Genomic DNA, 16,440 nt, shown 5'->3' on the forward strand with positions numbered 1-16,440 from the left:
AAACCTCTCCGTATTCTCTCTTAGTCTTGTTCAGAAATCAAATAGGAGTCCTATAGTAAGGAATTAGGTTACTCAGTCAGCAAGGCAGGAGACATCAACAATGATGGTATTGACGACTTGATTATTGGGGCATTTACTAATAAAGATACTAATAATAAAAACTATGTGGTGTTTGGAGGGACGAATCTGGGCAGTGGAGGTACCTTAGACCTCTCTTCTTTGGATGGCACTAATGGCTTTTTGATTAACGATATTAGACCATATGACTACTCAGGCTACTCAGTCAGCAATGCGGGGGACATCAACAATGATGGCGTTGACGACCTGATTATTGGAGCACCATATGCCTCCGCCAACGATGATGCTGGGCGAAGCTATGTGGTATTTGGCGGGAGGAATCTGGGCAGTGGCGGCATCCTAGACCTCTCTTCCTTGAATGGCACTAATGGCTTTTTGATTAACGGCACTACTAATGACCTCTCAGGCTCCTCAGTCAGCAATGCGGGGGACATCAACAACGATGGCATTGACGACGTGATTATTGGAGCACCATATGCCTCCCCCAACGGCAACGATGATGCTGGGCGAAGCTATGTGGTGTTTGGGGGGACGAATATAAACACTAAGGACACCCCTAACCCGGCGCTAACTCCTGGTAATTCTACCCTGACGGGCAACAGCCGTCAAGATACATTTGTGTTTCGCCCTGGCGATGGCAATGACACTATCACCGATTTTGGTGGCATTGGTAAAGGCTCAAACCCTTTGGCAGCACTGATTGACAGTGTTGACACCTTGCAATTTACAGGTTCGGGTTTGACTGCCCAAAATCTGCAATTAACTCAAAATGCTAACAACTTAGAAATTACCTTTGAAAATGTGGCTAATACCAAAGTCACTCTACAAAACTTCAAATTAGAAAACCTCGATAATGTGCCTGCTTCTGGAGCAAGACCTGCGATTGGCAATATCCTGTTTGATGGGCAAACCAACATCACCGACAGCTTTGATGTCTTCGATGCCAACTCCACTCAAACTAGCCTGTTCAACAAGAACACAGTCACATTCCTCAATGACCTGAATAATAGCATCACAGGTTTTGAAAACTCCAACGATGTGATTAATGCTCAAGGGAGTAACGATTTTATCTATGGCTTGAGTGGCAATGACCTATTGCGAGGCGGTACTGGTAATGATACTCTCGTCGGCGGTGCTGGCAATGATACTCTCGTTGGCGATGCTGGCAATGATGTTCTCACCGGTAGTGCTGGTGCCGACTCTTTCGTTTACAATACCGATGCAGCTTTTGCCCTGACTGCTGTTGGTGTAGATGCCATTAGTGACTTTAAAGATTCCCAAGGCGATAAGATTATCTTGGATAAGACTACCTTTAATGCTATTACTTCAACTGCGGGAACAGGTTTTAGTAAGAAGAGTGATTTTCAAATCACAAGTTCAGGGGCGGCTAGTACGGGGAAAATTATCTACGACGCTGTGAGTGGGCAGTTGTTCTACAACCAAAATGGTAGTGCGGCTGGTTTTGGCAGTGGTGGTCTATTTGCAACTCTGACTGGTGCGCCAACTCTCAGCGCATCAGATTTTGTGGTGCAAGCGTAGAATCATACATCTGTATATCTGTGTCAACTTCGGTAGGGTAGCACAGCTGTGCTACCCATGTGTTCGATTTATACGAAAATAGCTATTATATAGGCGATGTCTACGATGGTCACTGAGCTTTGTCGTAGACATCGCATCAACAAATAGTCAATTTATCTTGCAGTTCTCCAAAATTAAAAATCTTATTAATGATAATTCATTCTCTTAAAATCCAACGCCTAAAATCAACGTATTTCTATTCTCTAGCAATGACAATATCGTTAGACTTTATGACTGCATAAGCTTCTTTTCCCTCAGATAGTTCCAACTCTTCTGCGGAAGCTCTGGTGATAATCGAGATTAACTCTACTTTGTGAATAATCTCCAGAGTTACCTCACTATTAACAGCTCCATAAACAACTCGTTTAACCACACCTTTAAGAATATTGCGAGAGCTAACTTTTAGTGATTTCTTTTGAATAGTACTTTCTATATCAGGCTTTTGAATGTAGGCATCTTCCTGTTTTTCCTGCTGAGTTGGTGATGATATTGATGCCCAAGTGTGCTGATTAAGACTACGCACGAGTTCCCGGAGAATTTCAGTCTTGGTACGTTGAGACTGTTCGCAGAATTCCTCCAGAATCTTTCGCTCGTCCTCTGAGGTTTGAAATGTGACCCATCCTTGTTCTTTTCTTGGCATAATAATATGATCAATTTTGGTTATCTTGGTAAAATTCTAGCAAGTATCAATTCGATATGTCGTTTTAGTAATAAGATTTTTTTCTCAGCATTTTTGGCATTTTTATCGCAAATTAATCAACTAATCTCATCTACTTAACTACATATATATTTTTTTCTAGATGCGAAATATTTTGTTACTTGAAATTGTCTAAATTATCACTAAAATATTACCAACTAAGATGGTATAACATTGGGCTATGGTATTTGTTGGGATAGCGATGCCTACGCAGGGTAAATCTGGCAGAAAATTCCGCTAGCGATCGCATGAGTGCCATAGGATTATTTAACGTGACTTCACAGCAGGGCGATGAAACACCTAAAATCGCGTTCTCAAAACCTACGAAGTTTATTTGAGAACAATATCACCATTGAATACGTGGCAGAACCCCTCAAAGCTATGCCAGCTGATGCGGAGGTGACAAAAGTGCTGCATTGGATGCAGGCACAAAATTTTGATGTTATCGGCATTGAGACGGGAGATATTATTAGCGGTTATCTAGAACGCTCTAGTTTGATTCAAGGTAAAGAAGGTAAGTGTAGCGACTATCAACAGTTGTTTCATCCAAAAGAACTAATTGCTATTTCCACCCCGCTTATAAAGTTGCTACCCATTTTGCAAGAAACTCCGCGATTGTTTGTCTTAGATTGCAATCAGATAAGTGGTATTGTTACCTGTGGCGACTTGCAGAAAGCACCTGTGCGAATGCTACTGTTTGGCTTGGTAACGCTCCTAGAAATGAATTTGCTGCGGCTGGTGCGGATTTACTATCCCCAAGATTCTTGGCAAAAAGTCCTCAGAACTGAGCGCTTAGAAGTTACTCAACGGCTATGGCGAGAAAGCCAGGAAAGAAACGAAGCTACCGATTTGTTAGATTATCTGCAATTCTGTGATAAGCGAGAGTTGATTTTAAATCAACCAGAACTTCTTCAGCAATTGGGACTAAAGTCTAAGCGGTTTGGTGAACGCTTCCTCAAGTCTGCTGAACAGTTGCGAAACCGATTAGCTCACGCCCAAAATTTAGTTACTGGCTCCTCTTGGACAGAGTTGATTTCTTTAGCAGAGGCGATGGAAACACTCTTAATTCGCTGTGAGGAAGTTGAGTGAAATGGTCAAACAATTTTGGATTTTAGATTTTAGATTTTAGATTTTAGATTGAAAAGAGCAATCAAGTCACTTGCTCTGTCATTTAATTTTATATTTTGCGGAAAGTTGCTCTTGCGGCTCTGCCGCGCCACTTCCTACAACTCTTGGAACCCCCCTTCGGGTGACGCTCGCGGACTCGCTAACGCTACGCTAACAGCAGTTCCTCATGGGGGAAACCCCCTCTGAGCGACTGCCGACGCTCCTACGTCGCTACCGCTACGCTAACACCGCAACGGAGTGACTTGACTTGAGCAAACTTTCCAAGACGGATGCAAGAATCTTCAATTCCATTTTCCAAAATTTAAAATCTAAAATTCGGTAAGTCCTACTTACTTAAAGCGACAGGATTGGTCAATAGTCGGCGTCTCTTCAAGTTGCACCATTATCAACACCGCTGGCGCATCGCCTACTGTTCCAGATAAGTGACCCTTATGACCTTGTGCGTCTGCTTTTGTACCTTGATCTTCTCCAAATGAAATTTCGCCTTCCCCCATCTCGACTCGCTGGCCGTCCATAGTCTCCACAAACCAGCGTCCTGACAAAGGTATAATCCACTGGGGCTTGGGGTTCTCATGCCAGTTACCAACCCAACCCACGGGTAGCACAGTAAAGGTGATTGTAGCACCAGACTGCTTCAATTTAGAAAGCCACTGCGGTGAGGTATCCGGGGCTATGCCTTTTTCGATGAAGTCCTCAATTTGACAACGGGACTGGTGACTTATACCGTCGTGGTCAGTCCAGACGTGCCAGTAGTCAATTGTTGGCTTGTGTGATGAATTCTTCTGCATAAAAATGGCTCTTTTTGATTGTGGGATTAACTTACTTTGGTTTCGTTTATTCGCTCACAGAGCTAGTAAAGCGATCGCTATTCTTGGATAATAATGTCTGCTGGGACTGGTCTAATACCAATTCTGTATGAAAATGCGCTAAACCATATTTAAGTACAAGAAAGAAAAACGAACCGCATTCGCGTTAGCGTCTCCCCTTGGGAGAAGGACGCAAAGGTCACAAAGAAAGAAAGAAAGAAGTTAAAAGGGTTTGGCGCAGCCTCACAAAGAAATGGTCTAACTTGATTAGGAATTATGAAACCGCAACCGTGTAATTGCGTTGTTCCCATTTACTGCTTTCAATCCAGAAAAAGGTAAAGCTAATTGGCTGTTGCTGTTTGTCTGAAACAGAAATATCCACAAAATTCACTCCTAACTTGGTAGAAGTAGAAGGCGTATCTTGTACGGTTTGCCAATTATCCTGTGACCAGTGCAACTGAAAAGATGCTAAAGCATGAATTCGCAAGATATGACCTTTTTTAACTTTGTCTATTTGACGGTTAAACTTCCAAATTTCTAATGATTTACACTTTTGTCTTTCGCCCAGATAGCGATTCGCCACCTCTGGAATCAAATCAAATACCTGACCATCATGATTTGACCGTAGTAGCTTAATATATTCCGAGTGTGCCCACATTAGGGGCATTGCAGAACCTGTTGGTTTTCCTAAATACATGTGGTTTTCAGCTGTATCTGCTTCATCCCAAACCTGTTCTGGGAGCAAACAAGTGTCTGAAGCAAATCCTTCCATTGCCTTAATATATGTTTTGACATCACCACCCGCAGCTAATTCATAATGTCCTCGTTCTCCTGCTAAGAGAGGCCAAGCACGTCCCTGACCCCAACTAACATAAGGACTGCCATCTTCTTGTTGTCCGTAGCCGTCGTGGTTGTAACGATGCCAACAAGGCCCAGCAGATGTATCTACTTTCAAGACTGCATCAATTACTTTCACAGAATCAACAATAATCGGGTCATCAGCTTTGCGAATTCCATAACGCACTAATTGCAGAAACCCGCCATCAACAATTTCTTTCGCCGGAAATTCTGCGATTTTACCAGGCGGTTGACTGCTAATAAAAAGAGTTCCTTGGTTGGGATTTTCGTTGGGTTGAGGATTATTAATATCTGTAGGAGTAATCCGAATATAATGCCGTTTGATGCCAGCAACTAAAGTCCCTTCAGTAGTTACTGTCCAATCTTCGATGTGAGATTCTAAAAAATCAGCGTATTCTTCGATAAACTTTGCTGTTGCTTCATCCCCATGTTCACGAACAAATTGAGCAGCACAGATTAAGGCGGCAATATTAGATGCTAGTGTTGATGGTGAATAACCGCTATTTTCTTCCCAGCGTTCTTGTTGGGTAGCCGGGCCGTGACGAATTAAATAACCCGCCGCCCGCAAAATCATTGGATAAACATCAAAGTTTAAGCAAGTTTTCTGTTGATGCAATAGCCATGCTAACAGAATGGGAAATGCTACCTCATCAAGCTGGATACCTGTCCAGTAAGGTTTACCATCAACCCAAAAATTTTGGGGAAAACCGCCATCTTCCTGCTGACTGGTGGCAAGATAAATGAGCGATCGCACTGCTGTAGCTGTTTGACCCGCAGCCACTAAACCTGATACACTGCTAACCATATCCCGCGTCCAGACAAGGTGATATCCTCCCTGATCTTGGTCGTTTTTGGCTTCACCCCAAGGGATAGCCAGGGATGCAATCAACGCACCAGGATAAGTTTTGTCTTCATGTGCTAACAACAAACTAATGCTGTTGTGATACAACTCCCCATCATCATAAGCAACATTTTCTAATGGTTTGACGCCCTGGCGCGATCGCTTCCATTGTTCGTTGTATTGCTCTTTCTGCTTTTCAAATGGAATATTCAGCGACTGAAAGAGTGTGGAAATCGCATTGTGCAGATTTGTACCAAACGCCAGTCCTAAAGTAAACTCTTTAGTGCTATCTAGATTTAATTCTCCAGTCAGAGCAATGTTGCCATCCACAGCACTGTCAAACTCCCAATCCATCTGAAAATTATCGGCTAAATCTGTCCAGCCATCACTTTCACCGACGTAACCACAGGAAAGACGGGTAAAGGGAACTGTTGCACCTAGCGCTAGCCATGTTCCTCCTTTCTCGGCTGTGAGAATCCGATGTCCAGCAACTTGTATAGCGTAACCATTATTACCTCTACCTCCAACTTCCAGATGGGGCGCACATAAAGCATATAACTGGAGTTGGGAAATAAAATCGCTATCTCCTGTTAACTTTGTGTGTTGTAAAATACAGGAGAAATGCGGGTCAGCAATCACTTCTTTGATTACAGCATAACGCCCTTGGGGATCGGAATTAGTGATGCGGTATCCTAAACCATGAGTCCACATCGGTTCCACTTTTGATTCGAGATGGCGTTTCTCTTCGTGAAAAAAGCTTTTTCCATCAGAAATTAGATACTGTAAATCCCGAACTTGGGGTTTATCTACTGTGGGATGGTAGATTTCAGTGATAACACTGTTCCAGATCGTAAACCAAATATTACTGGAGGTAGAGTAAGCTGTACCGACTCCATCTTTATTGGCATGAGTCCATCGCGGCTCGATACCGGGTGCGCCAAAAGCCTGTCCTTGACCAAGAATTTTTACCATAATTTATTGTACCCATCAATAACTACTATTTAAAAATGCTGTGTTTGATATTTATTCAAAAGGTTCAGAATATCTGCGAGCCGCACTTAAGTATTTGGCTTCAATAAAAATTTGTTTGATTTCAGGATGCTTTTGGCGAATTTTTGTTTCTAAACTTTCTACAGTTAATGCTATTTCTTCACCTGTCAGATTTTGAGAAAATTGAATTTCTAAGTTGAGTAATACTTCCTGTGGAGCAAGCTGCATTGTTAGTATACGGATAACTTCTTTGACTCCTGGTTCTGTTTTTGACAAAGAGCGGATATTAGCTATAGTTTTAAGATCGGCACTTTCACCAAGTAATAATCCTTTACTTTCTCTCGCTAGTACCATCGCTACTATAGCCAAGATAATCCCAATGATAATCGAGGCGATACCATCAAAATAAACATTATTAAATAAATGTCCTAAGAAGATTCCGATGAAGGCAACGATTAAACCTAAAATTGCCGCAGTATCTTCACATAATATTGTCAATACTGTGGGGTCTTTACTATTTTTGATTGCTTGCCAAAAATTTTGTCTACCCTTGGTTGGCAAAAACTCTCTTAAAGCTACAATCCAAGAAAAACCCTCCAATAATATTGCTATAGCTAACACAATATAATCCCATTTTGCGTCTTCTAAAGGACTGGGATTAATTAAATGAATGATTCCTTGGTAAATTGACATACCGCCGCCAATGGCAAAGACCAAGAGAGCAACGATGAAAGTCCAGAAGTAAAGTTCTTGACCATAACCAAAGGGATGGCTAGCATCTGCTGGCTTTTGGCTTCTGCGAATTCCCAGCAAAAGTACTAGTTGATCGACAGTATCTACAACTGAATGAATCCCTTCAGATGTCATGGCAGAACTGCCAGTAAAAGAGGCGGCGATAAATTTAGTAATAGCGATCGCTAAATTAGCCCCCATCGCCGCATATATAGATTTATTAGATGAATCAGATGCCATGATCGGAAATAATAATTATGCAGAAACTTCTAATTCACCATCTAGATGGGTAACTTCCCATTGGGTTTGTTCGCCATCGCGCCAAAAGCGCAATCCCACTGTAGCGTCTCCCACGGACAAATTTATGAGTTCTAAATCGGGTAAGTAATCTGGGAGTGAGGGCTGTACTTTTAATTGTTGTTTTGAGGCATCAGCTTTGAGTCCTAAAATGGTACGAATCAGTAAGAAAATTGAACCAGCAGCCCAAGCCTGGGGTATGTTAGCGTCTGGGTAGGGGACTGGAAAGTTATCATCTTGGCGTTCAATTCCCGCAAACAATTCTGGCATTCGCCCAGCTTGAAAATAACTAGCAGCAGCAAAAATACCCTCCGCAATGCGGTTAGCTTCTTTGTGATAGCCATACTTTTTTAATCCCGCCGCGATGATCGAGTTATCATGAGGCCAAACACTACCGCGTTGATAACTAATCGGGTTATAAGCTGGATTTTGAGATGAGAGAGTCCGCACTCCCCAACCACACCACATATCTGGTTGAAAAAGTCGGTTAACAAGTTTTTTTGCTCGTTCCTGTGGGACGATACCAGACCAGAGTAGATGCCCAGGATTTGAGGTAATTGATTGAATTTGCTGCTTTTTATCGTCTAATCCTAAACAGTAAAAACCTTCTGATTCCATCCAAAAGCGATCATTAAATCGTTGATAAAGTTCTTCCGCTTTTTGACGCAGCTTTTTCGCTTGCTCTTTTTCGCCCCAGACTTCATAAATTAAAGCTGCCCTCAGCCACGCATCATAAACGTAGCCTTGCACTTCACATAAAGCGATTGGCGGCTCAACTAATTCACCGTTTGGGTAAACTATTGCGTCACCCGAATCTTTCCAACCTTGATTGCGTAATCCTTTTGACGAACGAGTTAAATACTCAACAAATCCATCCCCGTCCAAGTCGCCGTATTTGTCAATCCAATTTAGCGCCTTTTCCAGTGGTTCTCGACACTCATCAAGCATACTGAGGTCGGCGTTCCAGTTATAGGCTTCAGCTAAAGTAACAATCCAAAGGATGGTAGTATCTACTGTTCCGTAGTAGGGTTTGTATGGAAGTAGATTTAGTGTAGTTAACTCATCGCGCCGCAGTTCGTGTAGTATTTTGCCCGGTTGGGCATCGTGCCAATCATCCAACTCAGTTGCCTGGAGTTGAGCCAGTTTCAGCAACGTGCCACGTGCAAATTCATGATAAACTGCGATCGCTTGCAAGCTAGCAATTATTGAGTCGCGCCCAAAAACGGCGACAAACCAAGGAATACCAGCAGCAGGCATCCAAAATTGATGCCCATTGTCATATACCTCAATCCGTAGCGCTCCCATATCCACGATCGCTTGCTGATAGTATTCGGTAATTTCAGCATTAGATGATCGCAACTTTGTGGCATTAATCAGAAACTCATCTCTAACCTTTCCGGCTTTTGTATTGTGAGCCACATCGCAGGTATCTTGAGGTTTGAAGACATTTCCATCAGCTAAGGCTGTAAAGTTGATACAAGTGTGCCATGTCTTGCCAGGAGCGATCGCCACATCAAACATTAAACGACCATTGGCATAGCGTGGCTCAGAATTACCACAAACTGTTTCAATCACAATACCTCGGAAGAAAGAACCATTGCGATATTCAGTCGTGAGTACACCATTTTCCCATCTGGTTTCTGTTTCACCCCGCGTCAATATTTGCTGTGATTTGACATCAAAAATGTCCGCAAAATCTGAGCGCATAGCTAGCATTAATTGAAACTTAACAACTTCATTGTGATAGTTAGTTATATCAATATCTTCATGCATACCTTCCACAATGTCGCGCCGAACAGTTACAAGCAAACTACCCGGAGGTAAAGAGCTATTGATAGTAGGAAGTTGCGGGTTGGTAAATTGGTAAAGCGCATTATGATGGGTGATATTGCTAGAGGCTAGCAGCGAAAGGGGGTAGCGATTCAGAGAAATTTCGTAGTAAGAAATTAGGCGTGTGTCCCAAACAAAAAAACCTTGAGGTAAATTTTCGTTGATGGAACCATCACTAGCTGTTACTAAAAAAGAGGAACCATCGTTGATGGTTATCAAACCAGGATTGACAGTAACTTTTGTCGGCATTGTCAATTAACCATTCTCTGTAAAACCGGGGTACAAGGTCATACCACCGTCTACAAACAGTGTTATACCATTAACATAATCAGAGTCATCAGAAGCCAACCAAACTGCTGCTTTGGCGATATCTTCTACATCTCCCACACGTTTGGCTGGAATCAGTTTTAGTAACTTCTCCTCTGCTTCTGGAGTATCCCAAGCTGATTTATTAATTGGAGTTTTGATTGCACCAGGAGCAATACTATTGACGCGAATTTTGTGGGGTGCAAGTTCTTGGGCAATACTTTGCATCATCATATTTATACCGCCCTTACTGGAAGCATAATTAACATGCCCCGCCCAAGGAATTATCTGATGCACTGAACTTATACAAATAATCTTACCTGCGGCAGATGAAATCTGGGGCTGTACACCTCGGCGCAAGAATTCTTTTGCAGCTTCCCGCGCACATAAGAATTGTCCTGTCAGGTTTACCTCAATAACTCTATTCCATTGCTCAAGGGTCATATCTACAAACGCTGAATCTTTTTGAAGACCTGCATTGTTTATCAAAATGTCAATAGTGCCGAATTGTTCGAGTGTCTGGCTGAACATCGCCTTTATTTGGTCTTCTTTGCTGACATCAGCTTGAATAGCAAAAGCTTCACCATTAGCCGCTTTGATCTCATCAACAAGTTTTTGGGCTGACTCAGCTTCCGAATAATAGTTGACAGCTACTGCTGCACCTGATAAAGCTAAATAGCGAGCGATCGCTTCACCAATGCCAGAACTAGCACCCGTCACAAGTGCTTTTTGACCTTTAAGTAGGTCAGGAGAATAGCTCATAATCTTTTCGATATTTTTAAAACTTGCATTTGTTGTTGCAAGTAGCTGAAGACTTGCATGATATTTTTGCTTTGTGGGCGTAGTATTACCTTGGCGATTTAGATCGTAAAATCGGCAAGTTATACATTAAAGAGACAAAACTTTTTATATTCTAAGAAATCTCTCGTATTTTCCTAATCTATCCAGAGAAAGATAAACAGTATATTGTTTTACCGAGCAATATTTCAATTAGTTGTCATTCCTGTGACAACACGATGTCTTTATTTGTAAAATTGTCATTTTCAAGATCATATCAATCTTAAGAAAGATTTCTGATATATTCAGAGCAATATCGGTTATGAATTCAGGTAAAATCTTTAGTTAATCAATCTAAATGAGAGAACCATGTAATATATTGAGGTTGGGGCAAATCAGGGTTTAGGCTATTGTTTTTGTAAATCCTGAGTGTCTGATTAGATTAGCTATTGTCAAATAACCAATCTAACTAATCAAAAACAACCATTCTCTAGTTTTTATAAATGCCAGTTGGGATATGATTTAAACTAAAATCGTGGTTAATTTAATTAGTTTTGGGATTTGAAAAAACAAGTACTAAAAAACAGTAAATATGGATAAACTTTTTTATGCTCTGTCTTTGAATAATCAAAATTTACCATACCCTGATCCTTTACACCCTATCATAGTCCACTTTGTAATTGCGATGGTACTTTTTTCTTTTGTATGCGATGTGCTGGGCTATTTCACCCGCAACGTGCGTTTGTTTGAGGTGAGTTTTTGGAATATGTTTGTTGCCTCAGTCACCATCTTTTTAGCGGTAATTTTTGGTCAGTTTGAAGCAGGTCTGGCGAACATTTACCCAGCAGTCCAACCAACACTGAATTTTCATACGGTGATGGGTTGGTCGCTGGCGGCTATTGTTGTCGCCATTACAGCTTGGCGTTACGTAATTCGCGATCGCACCCCACGGAAAGTACCGCCTGCTTATTTGGGTGCGGCAACGTTTTTAGTCTGCCTAGTGTGCTTGCAAGTCTATCTAGGCAGTAAGCTAGTTTGGGTGTACGGGTTACACATCGAGCCAGTTGTGCAAGCGATGAAGCAAGGAGTTTCGCCATGAACTGGCAACTCATTGAACAGTTGAGATTGAGGCTGAATGCTAACGGATTGCCTTATGAAATTCCGATACATCCGCAACTGGTGCATTTAACATTGGGTTTGTTGATTATTGCGATCGTTTTTGATATTGCAGGAACGTTTTTTGCTTTAGAAAAACCAATCTTCAAATTTTTAGGTCTGCCTGCCCTGCGTTCTGGTTTCTTTGATGTCGGCTGGTATAACCTCATCGGAGCAGCTTTTATCAGCTTTTTCACTGTTGCAGCTGGTTTTTTTGAGCTACTGCTAGCAAATCCACCAGTTGATCAAAAGAGCGTTTGGGGGTTAACTACTGGTTGGACGATGCTTTTGCATGGTTTGGGTGGCGTTTTCCTGTTGGGAGCGATCGCAGCCATGACTGTATGGAGAGGTTTGCAACGCTATCGCTGGCGCAAGGATGCTTCCAGGCAGGTGCAGTGGAGTTACTTGTTAGCAGGCATGGTGATAATGGCAATATTATTCGTTCACGGAACTTTGGGAGCGCAATTGGGAGAGAACTTTGGAATTCACGTTACTGCTGCGAAGTTACTCCAAGAAGGTAAAAACCCAAATTTGATACTCAAATAATCAAGCATCGCGCCCGCTCATAGCTAAGAGGATGTTTGAAAAGTCCTATTGTAGGTATCAAAACGTTCTCGATCCTCCTAAATCCCCCTTAAAAAGGGGGACTTTGATTCCGGTTCCCCCCTTAAAAAGGGGGGTTAGGGGGGATCAATAAGTGCTTAAAATCACAGCCAACTACTTTTCAAACAACCTCTAAAGGCGGGCAAGATGCCCACCCCACAAGATTGAATAATTTATTTGTTGCAAATCCTTTAATTGTAAGTACAGAGGCCGTCGAATATGCCTAATCAAAGCTATGTACAAGTACAAAGAATTCGAGCTATTGGATTAACGGTGACAAACTGCGATCGGTCTTTAAATTTTTATAAAGAAGCGCTTGGTTTTGAACTAGTTTCCGACATCACTGTTGAAGGACAGAATTACAGCGACCTGGAAGATGTGAGTGGGGCAAAAATTCGCATTGTTACCTTGCGACTAGGTGATGAACTTATCGAGTTGATGGAGTATCTCAACATTCAGGGTAAACCTATTCCCAGCGATTCACAAAGTAATGACCTGTGGTTTCAACATTTTGCAATTGTGGTGAGTGATATAGATCGTGCCTATGCTCACTTGCGTTCATTTCCCATTGAACCAATTTCAGTTTCCCCCCAGACAATGCCACCTAGTAATGAAGCATCTGCTGGTGTCCGTGCCTTCAAGTTTAAAGACCCTGATGGTCATGATTTAGAGTTAATTTGGTTTCCGCCTGATAAAGGAAAAGATAAATGGCATCAAAAGAGCAATCGCTTATTTTTGGGAATTGATCATAGTGCGATCGCAGTTTCCAACACCGAGCAAAGTCTACACTTTTACTGTGACCTCCTGGGAATGCAAATTGATAGCCGCAGTCTGAACTGGCAGTCAACCCAAACTCGCTTGGATAATTTACCAGGAGCCAAAGTCAGAATTACAGGACTGCGACCAGATCAAGATAGTGTGGGAATTGAACTGTTAGATTACATTTTGCCTGGAAAAGGCCGTCCTATACCGAGTGACTGGAAAAGTTCTGATATTGCGAAGGTGCAAATTGAACTTGTTGTCAATAACATTGAGCAGGCGGTAGAGATATTGCGGCAGAATGAGGTTCAGTTTGTGTCATCGGCGGTTGTACAGTTTACGGATAGTGCAAGTCCTGATCGCAAGGGGTGTTTAGTTAAAGACCCTGATGGACACGCAATATTGCTAATTGCGGAATCCTGATATGGGAAGCGGATTTAAGCCTATAATGCCTGTAGTGAGTAGGACATAAATAAAAATGTCAGAAAAGACTTTCGATATTGCTTACTTATCTGATAATTTACTTGATTTATTATCAGATATCCAAAATAATGTTGAAATTACGCTAACTCGTCAAGGGGTTCCTTGGGCAAAAATTTTACCTCTGTCTCAAGCAGAGTCTACAGTTGAAAAAGGGGGTTTAAATCATGGCTTGATGGTGGTGAGTAGTGAAGATGTTTTAGAACCCAGAGTTGCAGGTTTTTGGCAAGGACAGGTTAATATTTCTGATGATTTTGATAACACTTCAGAAGAGGTAATTGCTGCTTTTTATGGAGATGATTAATGAGTTTTCTGCTCGATACTCATATCCTACTATGGTTTTTAGAAAATGATTCTAAGTTGTCAAATCAGGTAAGAGAAGTAATTACTAACCCTGAGAATTTAATTTTTGTCAGTGCTATTAGTGCTTGGGAAATTTCGATTAAACAGTCTTTAGGAAAGTTAATAGCTCCTAGTAATTTAGAAGAGGCTTTGCGCTTTAGTCGGTTAGAGGTTTTAGCGATGACGTTGGCACATGGAATAAAGGTTGCTGATTTGCCAATGTATCATAAAGATCCTTTTGATCGGATGTTAATTGCTCAGGCTTTGGTAGAAGGTCTTACGATAATTACAGTAGATCAGAAGTTTAAATTTTATAATGTAGCGTTGTTAATAACCGAATCATAAATATTTGGTAAGTATTCGATGATTCAACGTCCAAAAATCAAAGCATCCAGCGAATATGCACCAGGACCTAAAACTGCGATCGCAATCAGCATAACGCAATACATAAAAGCTTTTTCCCAACTTGGGGGTTCACCTTTTCCTAAAGGTCCCTCATACTGTCCTTCAGCAATTAAGTAGGGATCTTCGGCTACAAAGGGTTTACTTCCAGAAATGTCCAAATATATTGCATAAATCATTGAGCCGAGAATGGGCAAAGTTGCTAAGAGTGTGAGGAATCCAATTATTAGAAAAATTCCGCCACCTATCATCGACGCAGCTGATAAAAAGCAAAGAAAAATAGGCATTTTTAGAGACTCAGCCCACTGTCGAAGATGCGCTATCTTTGGATATCCGTGTAGTATAAACAACCCGCCAAGGCTAACTCTTAGTAGTAAAAGTGCCAATCCTGGGAGTCCGTCAGGATACACAGGAGAAAGTGAACTAAACAAGTGTGGGCCTAGCTGTGGGTAATTAAATGCAGCTAGAAAAAAAGCAATCGCTACACCCAGCCCAAATTGATAAATCATAGTTGTACACCACGGGTATTAAGGTCAATAGTATATAAGGAATGACCGGCTGTGATAAATAGGCGATCGCGTTCTTTACCACCGAATGTTAGGTTAGTGCTTGTCTCCGGGATCAGAATTTTTCCTAACTGAGTCCCATCGGGCGCGTATACCTGTACGCTGTCTTCAGAACTAGTAAAAATGTTGCCATGTTCGTCAACCCGAAATCCATCAGGTTGTCCGGGATCGATGACACAGAACACACGGCCATTCTGCACATGGCGCTCGTCCACAACCTCATAGACACGAATATGATGAGGCCCGCCAGGAATATTAAATGCAGCTGTATCTGAAACATACAAAAGGCTTTCATCTGGACTGAAAGCCAGTCCATTCGGGCGCACCATGTCTGTTACTACCGGATAAATTTCACTAGTTGCCGGGTCAAAGCGATACACGTAACTTCCAGGTTGTTCCTGTTCGCCGCCGTAACCTTGGTTCGGCTCGGTGATGCCATAGGGCGGATCGGTGAACCAAATTGTGTTGTCACTTTTGACTACCAAATCATTTGGACTATTAAGGCGTTTGCCCTGGTAGCGATCGACTAAAATCTTCCATTCCCCATCGTGTTCACGTCGGATGATGGCACGCAGACCGGACGAGCAAGCAACCAGACGACCCTCCAAGTCACGGTAATTACCGCTTTGGTAATCAGATGGCGATCGCACGACGCTCACACCATCGGTAGGACTCCAGTGCAACAGGCGGTTGCCATGAGCGTCACTCCAGACAACGCTATCGTCTTCATGGAAGTAAACAGGGCCTTCGCTATGGACTGCACCGTTGGCTAGCTCTTGGAGTGAACCAACTGGGCGTAGAATACCACGCAGGCGATCGTCATAAATCTCAATGGCTTCAGCCATAGGAATCTCCTGTTATTTAACTTGGTTACTGGCGATAAATGGCAGGTTAAAGTTAATACAAACTTAATTTTTAGAATTATCAAATATGCCTGATTTACATAATATATAAACATCAATGAAATTAAAAGGAAATATTAGCCTTCCTTTAGGCATAAATGAAAATTAGACCATTGGATAGAGTCTAAAATTTTAAATCGCGTTTTTTTAAAGGTTACTCATAGCAGTTCTAAATTTTCTGCTCTTGGCGGTTCGATTTGCAGCATAGCTTTAATAGAATTGCTATATATCCAAAGGCTGAATTTATAATTTTATAGATACACCATTGATGAGTTGAAAAATTCAGAGTTTGTGACATAAAGTAAAGTTTGAA

At 41.9% G+C, this 16,440-nt stretch carries 15 protein-coding genes and 1 pseudogene; 8 read left to right on the top strand and 8 right to left on the bottom strand.

The genetic code is table 11. From position 1 onward, the window contains the following. Window positions 1–69 precede the first annotated feature (69 nt). Window positions 70–129: pseudogene (locus tag PUQ00_RS32685) on the top strand (hypothetical protein); the annotation flags it as partial. Between the two features lie 39 nt (window positions 130–168). Then, window positions 169–1,617 (top strand): hypothetical protein, encoded by a 1,449-nt coding sequence (locus tag PUQ00_RS01360; RefSeq protein WP_366145944.1) that lies wholly within the window; start codon window positions 169–171, stop codon window positions 1,615–1,617. A gap of 235 nt (window positions 1,618–1,852) precedes the next feature. Here PUQ00_RS01360 and PUQ00_RS01365 read toward each other — a convergent pair whose 3' ends face one another. Next, complete coding sequence (locus PUQ00_RS01365; RefSeq protein ID WP_300412402.1) at window positions 1,853–2,296, bottom strand: molybdopterin-binding protein; 444 nt, start codon at window positions 2,294–2,296, stop codon at window positions 1,853–1,855. Between the two features lie 348 nt (window positions 2,297–2,644). Between PUQ00_RS01365 and PUQ00_RS01370 the strand changes: the two genes are divergently transcribed. Then, window positions 2,645–3,442, top strand: a complete 798-nt coding sequence (locus tag PUQ00_RS01370) for a hypothetical protein (protein ID WP_300412404.1) — start codon at window positions 2,645–2,647, stop codon at window positions 3,440–3,442. A gap of 368 nt (window positions 3,443–3,810) precedes the next feature. Here the strand turns inward: PUQ00_RS01370 and PUQ00_RS01375 are convergent, their stop codons facing one another. The 5 genes from PUQ00_RS01375 to PUQ00_RS01395 all read right to left on the bottom strand — a co-directional run bounded on the left by PUQ00_RS01375 (window position 3,811) and on the right by PUQ00_RS01395 (window position 10,903). After that, window positions 3,811–4,269 carry a cupin domain-containing protein gene (locus tag PUQ00_RS01375; protein ID WP_300412406.1) on the bottom strand — a complete coding sequence of 153 codons (459 nt, stop codon included), beginning with the start codon at window positions 4,267–4,269 and terminating at the stop codon, window positions 3,811–3,813. A gap of 292 nt (window positions 4,270–4,561) precedes the next feature. Next, window positions 4,562–6,958 (bottom strand): glycoside hydrolase family 15 protein, encoded by a 2,397-nt coding sequence (locus PUQ00_RS01380; protein ID WP_300412408.1) that lies wholly within the window; start codon window positions 6,956–6,958, stop codon window positions 4,562–4,564. 51 nt (window positions 6,959–7,009) lie between these two features. After that, window positions 7,010–7,948 (bottom strand): cation diffusion facilitator family transporter, encoded by a 939-nt coding sequence (locus PUQ00_RS01385; RefSeq protein WP_300412410.1) that lies wholly within the window; start codon window positions 7,946–7,948, stop codon window positions 7,010–7,012. Between the two features lie 15 nt (window positions 7,949–7,963). Continuing rightward, the gene (locus PUQ00_RS01390; RefSeq protein ID WP_300412412.1) at window positions 7,964–10,084 is read right to left on the bottom strand and encodes a glycogen debranching N-terminal domain-containing protein; all 2,121 of its coding nucleotides are present in this window, start codon (window positions 10,082–10,084) and stop codon (window positions 7,964–7,966) included. Between the two features lie 6 nt (window positions 10,085–10,090). Then, window positions 10,091–10,903, bottom strand: coding sequence for an SDR family oxidoreductase (locus tag PUQ00_RS01395; protein WP_300412414.1), 813 nt, complete (start codon window positions 10,901–10,903; stop codon window positions 10,091–10,093). A 607-nt stretch (window positions 10,904–11,510) separates the two neighbouring features. Between PUQ00_RS01395 and PUQ00_RS01400 the strand changes: the two genes are divergently transcribed. The 5 genes from PUQ00_RS01400 (at window position 11,511) to PUQ00_RS01420 (ending at window position 14,602) form a co-directional block, all read left to right on the top strand. Next, window positions 11,511–12,017 (top strand): DUF2231 domain-containing protein, encoded by a 507-nt coding sequence (locus tag PUQ00_RS01400; RefSeq protein WP_300412416.1) that lies wholly within the window; start codon window positions 11,511–11,513, stop codon window positions 12,015–12,017. Continuing rightward, on the top strand, window positions 12,014–12,619 hold the full coding sequence (locus tag PUQ00_RS01405) for a DUF2231 domain-containing protein (RefSeq protein WP_300412418.1): 606 nt from the start codon (window positions 12,014–12,016) through the stop codon (window positions 12,617–12,619). The genes PUQ00_RS01400 and PUQ00_RS01405 overlap by 4 nt, the downstream gene beginning before the upstream one ends. A gap of 276 nt (window positions 12,620–12,895) precedes the next feature. Beyond that, complete coding sequence (locus PUQ00_RS01410) at window positions 12,896–13,858, top strand: VOC family protein (RefSeq protein WP_300412421.1); 963 nt, start codon at window positions 12,896–12,898, stop codon at window positions 13,856–13,858. 55 nt (window positions 13,859–13,913) lie between these two features. After that, the gene (locus PUQ00_RS01415; protein WP_300412423.1) at window positions 13,914–14,219 is read left to right on the top strand and encodes a hypothetical protein; all 306 of its coding nucleotides are present in this window, start codon (window positions 13,914–13,916) and stop codon (window positions 14,217–14,219) included. Further along, entirely contained in the window at window positions 14,219–14,602 is a 384-nt protein-coding gene (locus PUQ00_RS01420) for a type II toxin-antitoxin system VapC family toxin (RefSeq protein WP_300412425.1), read from the top strand. Before PUQ00_RS01415 ends, PUQ00_RS01420 begins: the two co-directional genes overlap by 1 nt. 23 nt (window positions 14,603–14,625) lie before the next feature. Here the strand turns inward: PUQ00_RS01420 and PUQ00_RS01425 are convergent, their stop codons facing one another. Then, on the bottom strand, window positions 14,626–15,168 hold the full coding sequence (locus PUQ00_RS01425) for a DoxX family membrane protein (protein WP_300412427.1): 543 nt from the start codon (window positions 15,166–15,168) through the stop codon (window positions 14,626–14,628). After that, a complete protein-coding gene (locus PUQ00_RS01430; RefSeq protein WP_300412429.1) occupies window positions 15,165–16,070 on the bottom strand; it encodes an SMP-30/gluconolactonase/LRE family protein in 906 nt (301 codons plus the stop codon). Before PUQ00_RS01430 ends, PUQ00_RS01425 begins: the two co-directional genes overlap by 4 nt. Window positions 16,071–16,440 lie beyond the last annotated feature (370 nt).

The sequence above is a fragment of the Nostoc sp. S13 genome, assembly GCF_029379315.1.
GTDB lineage: Bacteria > Cyanobacteriota > Cyanobacteriia > Cyanobacteriales > Nostocaceae > Nostoc.